The organism is Streptomyces sp. NPDC002787, from assembly GCF_053592095.1.
Window position 1 is genome coordinate 92,487 of record NZ_JBSFVC010000009.1, and the last position, 12,490, is coordinate 104,976.

Consider the following 12,490-nt stretch of genomic DNA (forward strand, 5'->3'; position numbering starts at 1 on the left):
CGATGACCCAGCCTCCCGGCCAGCCGCCGTACGACGGTTACGGAGCCCAGCCGCCGCAGCAGCCGCAGCAGCCGCCGGCGTACCCGGGGCCGTACGGGCCTCCGCCGGGCCCCGGCGGTCAGGTCCCGGCCCAGCCGCCGAACCCGTACGCGACGGCTCCGCAGCAGCCGTACGGTGCCCCGGGGATGCCCGGGGCGCCCAACTACGGTGCCCCGTACGGGGGTTACCCGCCTCCGCCCCCGCCCTCCGGAGGCAGCGGCGGCAAGGTGGCGCTGATCATCGTGGCAGTCGTGGCGGCGCTCGCGGTCATCGGTGGCGGTGTCTTCCTCCTCACCGCCAGCGAGGGTGACGACACCACGGCCAAGCCCGAGCAGACCGTCTCGGCGACGGAGACCGACTCCGCGACGCCGACGGAGGAGCCCTCCGACGACGCCGCCGACGAGGGCACCGGGACGCCCGACGGCGGTCTGGACGACGGCGGCTCGACCACCGCGCCCGCCACGGGCGTCGAGGGTCAGTGGCAGGACGACGAGGCCAGGACCCTGACGATCGGTGCCGAGCAGACCACCGGGGAGGGCAAGGGCCAGCACCCCCTGTCCTACATCGACATGGTCGGCGGCAAGGGCATCATGACGGGCGTCGGCGCCTACCGCGACGACAACAACTTCCGCATGGCCCTCACCCCCATGGCGTCGAAGGACGTCGCCGACGAGGACATCACCTTCGGCACGGTCCGCCGCTCCGGCGACGACGTGGTCATCACGTGGGAGGGCGGCGGTACGGACACGCTCAGCTATGTGGGCGAGGCGTCGAGCTGACCGTTCTTTGCCTCCGCTCCCTTGAGGGTGTGTATGAGGGAGCGGAGGGGGGCGCGGGTGGTGGTGAGGATGGTGGCGGGGTTGTCGCTTTCGCGGAGGTGGATGGCGCCGCTGGTGGGGTTGGCGGCGACGTTGACGCAGTTGGAGCCATCAGGGCTGAAGCTGGACTTTCGCCATTGGTAGTCGGGCACGGTCGGTATCTCTCAAGTCGTCCGGATGAGGTGAAGGATGAGGTCTCGGGACTCGGCTGGTTTGAGTGCCTTGGCTTCCATTCGGTCCAGCACGGAGCGGTATTTCTCCAACTGGGCTGATGCGTCGAGGAACTCGCAGCCGTGGTGGGTGTCCAGTTGAACAGTGTCGAGCTTCCGGACTTCGCCCGCTAGATAGTCGATGGACTGCCCATTGCCGGGGAAGGAACCGCTTCCCATCGGGATGATCCGTACGGTGACGTGGTCCAGCTCGCTCATGTCCAGCAAGTGCTGGAGTTGGGCTCGGACAGTGGCAGGGCCGCCGTATCCCATGTGGAAGGCGCACTCGTGGATCACGGCTGTGTACGGGGGTGGGTTCTCCCGGTGGAGGATGCCCTGCCGCTTGATGCGATGGCTGATCCGGTACTCGATCTCGTATGGCAGCAACGGCGGTACCGCCTCGTTGAACAGGGCGCGGGCATGGTCCGTCGTCTGCAGCAGCGCGGGGATGTGGATGACCAGGGCAACGCGCAACTCGGTGGCGTAGTGCTCCAGTTCCGCGAGGTCGATCAGCCCGACGGGCAGGTGCTCCCTGTACTCGTCCCACCAGCCACGCGTGCGGCCCCCGGTCATCGCGGCCAGGGCGTCCACCAGCGCCGGATCGGCGCAGCTGTACGCACGGGCGAACGTGCGCACACGGTCGGCGCTGACGGCGTAGCGGCCCGACTCGATGCTGCTGATCTGCGCCTGCTTGAGGCCGAGCAGCGCCGCTGCGGCGCTCGACGTCAGCCCTGCGTGCTCCCTGAGCTTGCGTAGTTCGGCACCCAGGCGCTGCTGGCGCAGGGTGGGGGTTGCGCTGGGAGGCACTCGGCCCTCTTTCGTCTCTGCCGCTCCGCGTGGGTCACCCACACGAGGTAAATGCTAACTCTGATGCTTGGTTGATGTTAATTCTCACATCGCGATCCGCTACGGTGCTTCTCGTACCGCTCAACTGGCGCCGTCCGTAAGCCGGAAGCGCACCAACCCAGGCATTGCCACCGCAAGGCGCCGACGTCGAGCGAGTCCAAGTCCCCTTTCTCCCCGGCGGTGTTCATGGGCACCGTATCCCCGCCCGACTCCCGTTCGCCGGAAAGCTGGCAGTACTCCCTTCGTCTGCCGTACGACCCCAGAGCCCCCCGTATCGCGCGGGTGACCGTGCGGGCGATTCTGTCGAGCCATGGTCGTGACGACATCCTCGACGTCGTCGAACTACTGACGTCGGAGCTGGTCACCAACGCGTACCAGCACACGAAAGGGCCGGCCTCCGTACGGCTCGTCGCTCTCCTCGGCGGTCGCCTCAGGGTCTTCGTGTGGGACGGCAGCCCCCAGGTGCCGCCCCTGTTCGGCGACCCCGAGGCCGCACCGAACCCACCGCCGCCGTCGACGGACACCGACCACGGCCGCGGCCTGTTCCTCGTCCGGCAGTGCGCGGAGCGGTGGGGCTGCTGGCCGCTGGAGGGCGGGAACCTCGGGCGGGGAGGCGGGAAGCTCGTGTGGTTCGAGGTGGGTGGGGACGGGGCGGAGGGCCAATGCGTGGCCGCCTGATCGAGGCCTGCGGCGGCCGAGAGGGCTGGTTGCGAGGGGACGTCGTACGCCATTGCGCACAGCGTTCGCAGTGCGTACAGTGTTCCTTGTCGCCGCACAGCGTGCGGCAGGGAAACCCCAAGCCACCCGCCTTCCGAAGGACCCGCCATGTCTCAGCCCACCCGGACCGCCAACCCCGCCGCCACCCTCGACCTCGCTCACTGGCAGCGTCGCCTCGACGACCTCCGCGCCACCCATCACGTGCCCGGCGCGACCCTCGCCTTCCTCGTCGACGGCGAGGTCCACGAGCTGGCGAGCGGCGTTCTGAGCCGGGCGACCGGCGTCGAGACGACGACGGACTCCGTCTTCCAGCTGGGCTCGATCGCGAAGGTCTACACGGCCGCCCTCGTCATGCAGCTGGTGGAGTCCGGCGAACTCGACCTGGACGTCCCGGTGGTGAAGGTCCTGCCGGAGTTCGCGACGGTCGACCCGGCGGCCACCGAGGTCATCACACCCCGCATGCTGCTCTCCCACACCAGCGGCCTGACCTGCGACTTCCACATCGACACCGGGCGAGGCGACGACGCGATCGCCAGGTACGTCGAGGCCGCCAAGGGCGTGGCGATGGACTGCCCGCCGGGTACGGCGGTGTCGTACAGCGGGATCGGGTACGTCGTCCTCGGCCGGATCGTCGAGGTGCTGACCGGGCTCACCTGGGACCAGGCGCTCAAGGAGCGGGTGCTGGCGCCGCTCGGGCTGGCGCACACGATGACGCTGCCGGAGGAGGCGCTGCCGTTCCGCGCGGCCATGGGCCACATGGCGGGGGAGGATGGGACGCAGACGCCGGCGCCGGTCTGGGACATGATGCCGCGCGCGGCCGGCCCGGGCGCCCGGGTGCTCGCCACCGCCGGCGACGTCGTCCGGTACGCCAAGGCGCACCTCGACGGCGGCGCCGGGATCCTCCGCCCCGAGACCGTGACGGCCATGCAGGCCCGCGAGACCGACGTCCCCGACAAGTGGACGGTCAGCGCCGACGGCTGGGGCCTCGGCTGGACGCTGTACGACTGGGACGGCGTCCCGGGCTACGGCCACGACGGCGCCGCGACCGGCCAGTACGCCTTCCTCCGGGTGGTGCCGACCGAGGGCGTCGCCGTCGCGCTGCTCACCAACGGCGGCTCCTCCCGCCTCCTCTACGCCGACCTGCTGCGCGAACTGATGGCGGAGCTGGCCGGAATCACGATGCCCGCGCCGTTCGCCCCGGCCGCCCGGCCGCCCGCCGTCGACATCACGCCCTGGACCGGTACGTACAAGAGGGAGGGAGTCGTCATCACGGTCGGCGAGAGGAACGGCACACCGCACCTCACCTACGCCTTCGTGGACGGCATGATCGGCTACTCGCCGGACCTGGAGATGGAGCTCGTGCCCCTGTCGGAGACGGTCTTCGCCGGCGCGGGTGGCGGGGCCTCGTTCGCGGAGGACTGGATGCCTGTGGTCTTCGCCACGCTGAGCGACGGCACCCGGTGCGCCTACATTGGCATGCGGGCGGCGCCGAAGGTGGCGTGACCACCAGGTATCCACCGGGTATGACGCCCTGCTCACCGATTCCTCACCGGCCGGTCCGCGTATCCGTGAGAGCAAAGTTCCTTTCCGGTCACCCGGTGCCACAGGCAGGAAACGCGCTCTCCCTACCTTCGGGACTCATCACCCCTCATCACCGCACCGCACCACCCGAGCCCGGAGAACCGTGGAGGCGTCATGACAGCCCCGAGTACTGCCCCCGCATCTAGCAGGGGAGGCCGCTGGATCGAGCACTGGGATCCGGAGAACGAGACCTTCTGGAACGAGACAGGTGAGAAGGTCGCCCGCCGCAACCTCTTCTTCTCCGTGCTCTCGGAGCACATCGGCTTCTCCATCTGGACCGTCTGGTCGGTGATGGTGCTGTTCATGGGCCCCGAGTACGGGCTCACCCCGGCCGACAAGTTCTTCCTCGTCTCGATGGCCACGCTGGTCGGCGCCATCGTCCGCATCCCGTACACCTTCGCGGTGGCGATCTTCGGCGGACGCAACTGGACGGTCGTCTCCGCGAGCCTGCTGCTGATCCCGACCATCGCGGCCTTCGTCGTGATGGAGCCGGGGACCTCGTTCAACACGTTCCTGATCTGCGCGATGCTCGCCGGCATCGGCGGCGGCAACTTCGCCTCCTCCATGACGAACATCAACGCCTTCTTCCCGCTGCGGAAGAAGGGCTGGGCGCTCGGTCTCAACGCGGGCGGCGGCAACATCGGTGTCCCGGTCGTGCAGCTCATCGGTCTCGCCGTCATCGGCGCCTCCGGCGGTCCCCGCGTGCTGCTCGGGATCTACATCCCCTTCATCGTCATCGCCGCGGTCCTCGCCGCCGTCTACATGGACAACATCGCGTCCGTGAAGAACGACACCGGTGCCGCGAAGGACGCCGTGAAGGAAGCCCACACCTGGATCATGTCCTTCCTCTACATCGGCACCTTCGGCTCCTTCATCGGCTACAGCTTCGCCTTCGGCCTCGTCCTGCAGACCCAGTTCGGCCGTACCCCCCTGGAGTCCGCCTACGTCACCTTCATCGGCCCCCTGCTCGGCTCGCTGATCCGGCCCCTCGGCGGCGCGCTCGCCGACAAGTACGGCGGCGCCAAGATCACCCTGTGGAACTACGTCGCCATGGCCGCCGCCACCGGGATCATCGTCATCGCCTCCATGCAGAAGTCGCTGCCGCTCTTCACCACCGCGTTCATCGCGCTCTTCGTCCTGACCGGACTCGGTAACGGCTCCACCTTCAAGATGATCCCGGGCATCTTCCAGGCCAAGGCCCTCGCCAAGGGTCTGCAGGGCGAGGAGGCCGCGGCCTACGGACGCCGTCTCTCCGGCGCCTCCATGGGCATCATCGGCGCGGTGGGCGCCCTCGGCGGCCTCGGCATCAACCTGGCCTTCCGCCAGTCCTTCCTCTCCGTGGGCTCCGGCACCGGCGCCTTCGTCGCCTTCCTCGCCTTCTACGGACTCTGCTTCGCGGTCACCTGGGCCGTATACCTTCGCCGCTCGGCCTCGAACGCCTCTACGACGACGGCCGCGACGGAGGCGAAGCCGCAGCTCAGCTACGCCGAAGTGTGACATCGCCCATGCCGTGACACGTGCGACGTAACACCAGCGACATCAACCCGAACCGAGCCTGTCACGCACCGTTGACAGGCTCGTTCGGCATGTGGGCGCACCAATCGGTGTACCCGCACGGAGCTTCGACTGAGTGCAACGACTCGACTGCGGGACGAGAGCCATGTACGACGAACAGCAGCGACCCGAGCGATCAGATCGAGCCGATCGACCAGACAGGACGGTTCTGATGGATCGGATGGATCGGACGGATCGGACAGCGCAACCGGAACACGGGCCGCTCGCCGGGTTCACGGTGGGCGTCACCGCCGCCCGCCGGGCCGACGAACTCGGCGCGCTCCTGCAGCGCCGCGGAGCCGCGGTCCTCCACGCGCCCGCCCTGCGCATCGTGCCGCTCTCCGACGACAGCGAACTGCTCGCCGCGACCAAGGACCTGCTCGACCAGGCGCCCGACATCGTGGTGGCGACCACCGCGATCGGCTTCCGCGGCTGGGTCGAGGCGGCGGACGGCTGGGGCCTGGGCGACGCCCTGCTCGACCGGCTGCGAGGCGTCGAAGTCCTGGCCCGCGGACCGAAGGTGAAGGGCGCGATCCGCGCCGCCGGCCTCACGGAGGAGTGGTCCCCCTCCTCCGAATCCATGGCCGAGGTACTGGACCGCCTGCTGGAGCAAGGCGTCGAGGGCCGCCGTATCGCCGTCCAGCTCCACGGCGAACCCCTCCCGGGCTTCGTGGAGTCCCTGCGCGCCGGGGGAGCGGAGGTGGTGGGCGTCCCCGTCTACCGCTGGATGCCTCCCGAGGACATCACCCCCGTGGACCGCCTCCTCGACTCCACGATCGGCCGCGGCATCGACGCCCTGACCTTCACCAGCGCCCCGGCGGCGGCGTCGCTGCTGTCCCGCGCGGAAGAGCGGGACCTGCTCCCGGAGTTGCTCACCGCCCTCAGTCACGACGTGCTTCCCGCCTGCGTCGGCCCGGTCACGGCCCTCCCGCTCCAGGCCCACGGCGTGGACACGGTCCAGCCCGAGCGTTTCCGCCTCGGCCCCCTCGTCCAGCTCCTCTGCCAGGAACTCCCGGCCCGCGCCCGTACGTTCCCCATCGCCGGCCACCGCGTGGAGATCCGCGGCCACGCGGTCCTGGTCGACGGGGCCCTGCGCCCCGTGCCCCCGGCCGGCATGTCGCTGCTGCGCGCGCTGTGCCGTCGGCCGGGCTGGGTCGTCCCCCGCTCCGACCTCCTCCGCGCCCTGCCCGGCGCCGGCCGCGACGAACACGCCGTGGAAACCGCCATGGCCCGCCTCCGCACGGCCCTGGGCACGCCGAAACTGATCCAGACGGTCGTCAAACGGGGCTACCGGCTGGCGTTGGACCCGGTGGCGGACGCGAAGTACGGCGACGACTGAAGGTGCGCCGCCGGGCCGCCGGGCCGCCCGGCCGCCGGGTCGTCGTTCGGCTGCGGGTGGGTGGGGGCTGGTCGCGCAGTTCCCCGCGCCCCTGAAAGACCAGGCCCTGCGGGCCTGAAAGGCGACGGTCCTGCGGGCCGAAAAGCACGGGGCGCAGCCCCTGCTTTTCAGGGGCGCGGGGCTGTGTCGATATGCGGCTCCGCCGCGTGGGCGCGAGAAGCCCCACCCACCCGCACTCGCCAACGCACGCACCGCCCCGAGCTACAAGGCGCCCAACGCCTTCCCACGCCGGGTGCGCGCGGGCACCGTAAACACATGGCACAAGACCCCCGCTTCGACTGCGGCCACCTCTGCCTGGACTTCCTCGCCACGACCCACCCCGAGGAACAACTCGACTCGGCGGCCCGGTTGCGCACCTGGATCACCGCCGCCCGCCTGGTCCCCGACGGCACCCCGCTCGACCACATAGCCCCGCACTGGCTCATCGGCTTCCGGGAACTACGCGGACACATCGCCCAGTTGGTCCAGGCCGGCCCGGACCGCCGCACCCCCCACTCCCGCCCCTTCGACCTCTCCCTGGCGAGGATCAACGACCTGGCCCGCGCGGCGACCCCCGCTCCCCGGGCGGTCCGCACGGAAGACGGCACCCTCACCCGCGCCCTGGACGACGCCCCCGACTGCGCCGCCCTGCTCGCCGTGATCGCCCGCGACACCGTTGAGCTGCTCACCGACCCGGTCGCCTGGGCGAGCCTGCGCCAGTGCGCTGGCGACAACTGCCCCATCGTGTACGTCGACACCTCCCGAGGCCGGCGCCGCCGCTGGTGCTCCAGCGAGATCTGCGGCAACCGCGAACGCGTGGCCCGCCACCGCCGCCGAGCGGCCCTGACCCGCGCGTAGTCCGCTTCCCGGCATCCCCAACGGGGGCGGCCCGCGCCCCAGTTCCTCCCGTTGGCGCGGAAATGCCCATCTGCCGTACCCCACGCGCCAGTTGGTCAAACCCCATGCCCGCGTAAAGAAGCAGCAGTGCTGTTTTTCACATCATGGTTCGGGCGTCTTCACAATTCCCGTCCATGCGTGCCGGTTTAAGCCCGGATATGGCTGCACTTGTCCCCCACCTGCCTCATCTTTCCCGCGTTGAATCGAGAAAGTTGTGGCTCAACTCTGAACACACAACTGATTACCTACGTATCCCGATGTGAGCGACCGACTGGGGGAACCCCCGGACACCGGAGGTAGCCGTGCGCAAGGATTCCGCTGTGGCCGATGAACGCCCGCACAGGGCCCGACATCGCGCATCACAGCCCTCAGAGCCTGACGAGGAGCTGATGCGCGCGCTGTACCGCGAGCACGCTGGACCCTTGCTCGCGTACGTGCTGCGTCTGGTCGCGGGCGACCGCCAGCGTGCCGAGGACGTTGTGCAGGAAACTCTCATCAGGGCCTGGAAGAACGCCGGTCAGCTCAATCGAGCGACCGGATCGGTACGCCCCTGGCTGGTGACGGTCGCACGCCGCATCGTCATCGACGGCCACCGCAGCCGGCAGGCCCGGCCGCAGGAGGTCGACCCGTCGCCGCTGGAGGTCATCCCCGCGGAGGACGAGATCGACAAGGCGTTGTGGCTGATGACACTGTCGGACGCGCTGGACGACCTGACCCCTGCCCACAGGGAGGTCCTGGTCGAGACCTATTTCAAAGGGCGTACGGTCAATGAGGCGGCCGAGACGCTTGGCATCCCCAGTGGCACCGTCCGCTCCCGGGTGTTCTACGCCCTGCGGTCGATGAAGCTGGCTCTAGAGGAGCGCGGGGTGACGGCATGAGCAACATCTACGGGGGGTATGGACCGGGAATGCCCGGGTCTGTGCAAGGAGCCCAAGGTTCCGGCGACAACATCCACGAAACCGTCGGCGCGTACGCCCTCGGGATACTGGACGACGCCGAAGCCACACAGTTCGAAATGCATCTCGCCACGTGCGAGTGGTGCGGCCAGCAGCTCGACGAGCTGGCCGGTATGGAACCGATGCTGGCCGCGCTCGCGGACCTGCCCGCCGCCCAGGGCACGCCCGCGATCGGCGAGTCGCTGTCCGCGAAACCGACCACGGGACTCGCGGACCGGCTGGTCGGCGAGGTCGTCCAGCACCGCGCGAAGAAGAGCCGACGGAACTTCTTCATGCTGGCGGCGGGTGTCGCCATGATCGTCGGCGGCCCGACCGCGGTGTTCGCGACGGCGGGGGGCGGCGACGACCCGAACAACAAGCCGCTGATTGCCAGCCCGGCACAGGAGGCCTTCTCGCACATGAAGGCCAAGGACAAGGTCTCGGGCACCGACGCGTCCACCCAGGTCACCGCCACGGTCGGCATGGAGTCCAAGGCCTGGGGCACGCACGCCGTGCTGGAGCTGAAGAACGTCAAGGGCCCGGAGAAGTGCTCGCTCATCGCCGTCGGCAAGAACGGCGAGCGCGAGACGGTCACCTCCTGGTCCGTCCCGGAGTGGGGCTACGGCATCAAGAACGCCAAGACCGAGCAGGCCAGGAACCCGCTCTACGTCCACGGCGGCGCCGCCTTCACCCCGGACGAGATCGACCACTTCGAGATCCTGACCTTCAGCGGGAAGAAGCTCGTCTCGGTCAAGGCATAGCGCGTCGAGGCGACACCCGCACACTCGTCGCGGCAAGCAGCGGACGGACCCCGGTCGGGCGCATAGCCTGTCGGGGTCCTTTTCGCGTACGGTGGACGGCTGCCCAGCACGTCAGAAGGGGGCCCGGGTGGCCGCTCAGGTTCAGCAGGAAACGCTCGACTCCGCTCGCGACTCGGTGCGTGAGAAGGAGATCGGCGTCGAACAGGAACATCTGGACCGGGTCTACCGGCGCCTCGAGGAGAAGATCCACGAGGCCGAGTTCCTGATGAACGACGCGGCCAAGCGCGGTCAGGTCGGCACCCCCGGCGCGCTCGCCGAGCGGGACGCGCAAGTCTTCCGGGCGGGCATCCACCTGAACCGCCTGAACAACGAGTTCGAGGACTTCCTCTTCGGCCGTATCGACCTGCTGCTCGGCAAGGACGGCAAGAAGGGCCCGGACGGCGCGTACACCGCCGTCGAACCCGCCGAGGGCGCTGTCCGTCCCGACAACACCGCCGACATCGCCGAGACCCTCCACATCGGCCGCATCGGTGTCCTGGACTCCGAGTACGCGCCGCTGGTCATCGACTGGCGGGCCCCGGCGGCCGCCCCCTTCTACCGCTCGACCCCGGTCGACCCCGGCCGGGTCGTACGCCGCCGGGTCATCCGCTCCAAGGGCCGCAAGGTGCTCGGCGTCGAGGACGACCTGATGCGTCCCGAGCTGCGCGCCTTCCTCGACGGCGGCCAACTGCCCGTCATCGGCGACGGCGCCCTCATGGCCGCCCTCGGCCAGGCCCGCAGCCACACCATGCGCGACATCGTCGCCTCCATCCAGGCCGAACAGGACCTGGTCATCCGCGCCCCCGCCGCCTCCGTGACGTACGTCGAGGGCGGCCCGGGAACGGGGAAGACCGCCGTCGCCCTGCACCGCGCCGCGTACCTCCTCTACCAGGACCGGCGCCGGTACGCGGGCGGCATCCTGATCGTCTCCCCGACCCCGCTGCTGGTGGCGTACACCGAGGGCGTCCTCCCCTCCCTCGGTGAGGAGGGCCAGGTCGCCATCCGCGCGATCGGCTCCCTGGTCGACGGCGCCGAGGCCACCCTGTACGACTCCCCGGCCGTGGCCCGCGCCAAGGGTTCGTACCGCATGCTCAAGGTGCTGCGGAAGGCCGCCCGGGGCGCGCTGGAGTCGCACGACGCACCGAACCGCCTCCGCGTCGTCGCCTTCGGCCGCCGCCTCGAACTGGAGGCCGCCGATCTGGACCGCATCCGCCGCAACGCGCTCGGCGGCACGGCCCCGGTGAACCTGCTGCGTCCCCGCGCGCGCAAGCTGCTGCTGGACGCCCTCTGGGACCGGTCGGGCGCGGCCGGCCGGCACACCGACCCCGAACTGGCCGCCGAGCTGCGCTCCTCCTTCGACGAGGACATCACCACCGAGGACGCCTTCATCGCCTTCCTCGACGCCTGGTGGCCCGAGCTGACCCCGCGCGGCGTGCTCGCCGCCATGGCGGACGAGCGCCGCCTCGGCCGCTGGGCCCGCCGCATCCTCAACCCCGGTGAGGTCCGCCGCGTCGCCCGCTCGCTGAAGCGGGACGGCCTCTCGGTCCACGACGTCGCCATGCTGGACGAACTCCAGGCGATCCTCGGCCTCCCGGCCCGCCCGAGGAAGAAGCGCGACCTCGACCCCCTGGACCAGCTCACGGGCCTGGAGGAGCTCATGCCCGTACGCGAGGAGACCCAGCGGGAGCGGGCCGAGCGGCTGGCGCAGGAGCGGACCGAGTACGCGCACGTCATCGTCGACGAGGCGCAGGACCTGACGCCGATGCAGTGGCGGATGGTGGGCCGCCGGGGCCGCCACGCCACATGGACGGTCGTGGGAGACCCCGCCCAGTCGTCCTGGTCCGACCCGGACGAGGCGGCCGAGGCCCGCGACGAGGCCCTGGGCACGCGCCCGCGCCGCCGCTTCACCCTCACCGTCAACTACCGCAACCCCGCCGAGATCGCCGAACTGGCGGCGAAGGTGCTGGCGCTGGCCATGCCGGGCTCCGAGTCCCCCTCGGCGGTCCGCTCCACCGGCGTCGAGCCCCGCTTCGTCACGGCCGCCCGCGACACCCTCGCCCGCACGGTCCGCGCGGAGGCCGCGCGCCTGCTGGACCTCGTCGACGGCACGGTGGGCGTCGTCGTCGCCATGAACCGCCGGGACGAGGCGGCCCGCTGGCTGGCCGGCCTGGGCGACCGTGTCGTCGCCCTCGGCAGCCTGGAGGCGAAGGGGCTGGAGTACGACGCGACGGTGGTCGTCTCCCCGGCGGAGATCGCGGACGAGTCCCCGGCGGGGCTGAGGGTGTTGTACGTGGCGCTGACGCGGGCGACACAGCAGCTGACGGTCGTCTCGGCGGAGAGGGACGACCCGGACGCGGACGGGATCCCCGACCTGTTGCGGGACTGAGCGGGCAGTCGGTCGTCTGCGGGCGCGTGGGGCTTCAAGGGGCGCGGGGCTGTGTCGATGTGCGACTCCGCCGCGTAGGCGCGAGCAACCACGAATCACCCGCACCCGCCGACGCACCGTCAACTCCCCGAACGCCAACGCGCCTGTTAGCCTGGGTGGTGGCACCGGCTCGATCCAAGCCCCCGGGCCCAACCTTCGTCGCTCAGAGCGACCACTTGCCGCGAGGCGAGCATGGCGGGTCGGTGCCACTGAACGAGGAAGAGGTCCACGTCATCTGTGACGTGGACCTCTTCTTGTTGAGAACAAAACGTTCATAACCCCACGCGGCTA

11 protein-coding genes are annotated in these 12,490 nt (G+C 70.2%); 9 read left to right on the forward strand and 2 right to left on the reverse strand.

All coding sequences use genetic code 11. The features are described 5' to 3' along the window. The first annotated feature begins 2 nt into the window (after positions 1-2). Positions 3-818, forward strand: coding sequence for a hypothetical protein (locus ACWD26_RS14505; protein WP_451269769.1), 816 nt, complete (start codon positions 3-5; stop codon positions 816-818). Here ACWD26_RS14505 and ACWD26_RS14510 read toward each other — a convergent pair. Continuing rightward, positions 794-1,009, reverse strand: a complete 216-nt coding sequence (locus ACWD26_RS14510; RefSeq protein WP_451269771.1) for a DUF397 domain-containing protein — start codon at positions 1,007-1,009, stop codon at positions 794-796. The two genes, ACWD26_RS14505 and ACWD26_RS14510, sit on opposite strands and share 25 nt — an antisense overlap. Positions 1,010-1,021: 12 nt before the next feature. Continuing rightward, the gene (locus ACWD26_RS14515) at positions 1,022-1,873 is read right to left on the reverse strand and encodes a helix-turn-helix domain-containing protein (RefSeq protein WP_451269773.1); all 852 of its coding nucleotides are present in this window, start codon (positions 1,871-1,873) and stop codon (positions 1,022-1,024) included. Positions 1,874-2,098: 225 nt separating this feature from the next. Here ACWD26_RS14515 and ACWD26_RS14520 point away from each other — a divergent pair, with 225 nt between their 5' ends. The 8 genes from ACWD26_RS14520 to ACWD26_RS14555 all read left to right on the forward strand — a co-directional run bounded on the left by ACWD26_RS14520 (position 2,099) and on the right by ACWD26_RS14555 (position 12,160). Further along, positions 2,099-2,590 carry an ATP-binding protein gene (locus tag ACWD26_RS14520; RefSeq protein ID WP_451269775.1) on the forward strand — a complete coding sequence of 164 codons (492 nt, stop codon included), beginning with the start codon at positions 2,099-2,101 and terminating at the stop codon, positions 2,588-2,590. Between the two features lie 147 nt (positions 2,591-2,737). Continuing rightward, the gene (locus ACWD26_RS14525) at positions 2,738-4,132 is read left to right on the forward strand and encodes a serine hydrolase domain-containing protein (protein WP_451269777.1); all 1,395 of its coding nucleotides are present in this window, start codon (positions 2,738-2,740) and stop codon (positions 4,130-4,132) included. 192 nt (positions 4,133-4,324) lie between these two features. Further along, positions 4,325-5,707, forward strand: a complete 1,383-nt coding sequence (locus ACWD26_RS14530; protein WP_451269779.1) for a nitrate/nitrite transporter — start codon at positions 4,325-4,327, stop codon at positions 5,705-5,707. Between the two features lie 238 nt (positions 5,708-5,945). Beyond that, complete coding sequence (locus ACWD26_RS14535) at positions 5,946-7,103, forward strand: uroporphyrinogen-III synthase (protein WP_451269781.1); 1,158 nt, start codon at positions 5,946-5,948, stop codon at positions 7,101-7,103. A gap of 315 nt (positions 7,104-7,418) precedes the next feature. After that, the gene (locus ACWD26_RS14540; protein ID WP_451269783.1) at positions 7,419-8,000 is read left to right on the forward strand and encodes a CGNR zinc finger domain-containing protein; all 582 of its coding nucleotides are present in this window, start codon (positions 7,419-7,421) and stop codon (positions 7,998-8,000) included. 341 nt (positions 8,001-8,341) lie between these two features. Next, on the forward strand, positions 8,342-8,917 hold the full coding sequence (locus ACWD26_RS14545) for a sigma-70 family RNA polymerase sigma factor (protein WP_013003188.1): 576 nt from the start codon (positions 8,342-8,344) through the stop codon (positions 8,915-8,917). A gap of 29 nt (positions 8,918-8,946) precedes the next feature. Further along, on the forward strand, positions 8,947-9,735 hold the full coding sequence (locus ACWD26_RS14550) for an anti-sigma factor family protein (RefSeq protein WP_451269785.1): 789 nt from the start codon (positions 8,947-8,949) through the stop codon (positions 9,733-9,735). 127 nt (positions 9,736-9,862) lie between these two features. Continuing rightward, entirely contained in the window at positions 9,863-12,160 is a 2,298-nt protein-coding gene (locus tag ACWD26_RS14555) for a HelD family protein (RefSeq protein ID WP_451269787.1), read from the forward strand. Positions 12,161-12,490: the final 330 nt, after the last annotated feature.